The sequence below is a fragment of the Paenibacillus sp. MAHUQ-63 genome (assembly GCF_028765165.1).
Lineage (GTDB): Bacteria > Bacillota > Bacilli > Paenibacillales > NBRC-103111 > Paenibacillus_E.
The window spans coordinates 1-1164 of record NZ_JARADB010000026.1 but is presented as its reverse complement, the minus strand read 5'-3'; the positions used below and the strand labels follow the sequence as shown (position 1 = coordinate 1164).

Genomic DNA, 1164 nt, shown 5'->3' with positions numbered 1-1164 from the left:
TGACAGGTGCTTATGAAGCGAAACAACAATACGTACCGGCTGGTAAAGTATCCATGACTGGTGCGAAAGCAACAGGCGCTCAACAAGTAACAGTAACATTCAACAAACCGGTTGACACTGAAAAAGCACAACTGACATTGAAAAAAGGCACAGCTGAAGTTGCAACAACAGTTAAATTCGCTGATGACAAGAAATCCGCGGTACTGACGCTGTCTGATGTCAAAGTTAGCAAAGGCGAGTACACGGTAACAGTTTCCGGTTTGGATGCAGCAACCGTTGAGAAAACATCCGCTACTTTCACAGGTGAAGATGAAGTGCTGAAAAGCATTGACTTCGTAAATGCTGGTGATACGCTTGCGTATGCCGACAAAACGATCGTGAAAGTAAAAGCTTCCAACCAATACGGTGAGAATGCAACAACTAACGCTGGTTCTTACAACGTGTACACATCCGCTGCAACTTTCACGAAAATCACGAAAGATACCGATGGTACGTTGTTGATCACATTGGATACAGCTAACGAAAGCACAACGCAAGGTGTATCTGTAATTCCAGTAACTATTGTGAACAACGACAGCCACATCACAGCTACAAAGAACTTCAAGTTGGGTACACAACCGATCTTGACGAAGCTTGAGCTTGGTGCAGCTCGTTACTCCGTAGGTACAGCACTGAATGGCAAAGGCGAGAACGTGAAGTTCGACCTGAACCTGTTTGACCAATACGGCGGTACGATTTCTTATGATTCTTTGATGAACGCGAAAGTATACAGCAAAGATGATTCCAACACAACGAAATTGTTCGGTGACACGACAGTAATCTGGAATGATTACATTGCTGCTGACGATGTGAAAACTGAAGTTGAAGATAACGGAAACGATATCCCGCAAGTGAAAATCTCATTGTTGAACGACGTAGACAAAGCTGGCGACTACAACTTCACCGTGTTCAACCAAGCAGCAACAGCAACAGGCAAAATCTCGATCCAATCTTCTAAAATTGCGAACAAAGTTGAAATCGGCGAATTGAACGACGTTATCGCGGCTGGCGACAAAGATGTTTATGTGCCAATCGTCGCTTATGATGCAGCAGGCAACCAATTGAGCATGGATGATCTGACAAGCGACCAAAACATCGAACGTATCAAAGTCAACGTATCCGGTG

1 pseudogene is annotated in these 1164 nt (G+C 44.3%); it reads left to right on the top strand.

Annotation, left to right across the window (positions count from 1 at the left end):
* Positions 1-53 precede the first annotated feature (53 nt).
* Positions 54-1164: pseudogene (locus PUT07_RS35295) on the top strand (S-layer homology domain-containing protein); the annotation flags it as partial.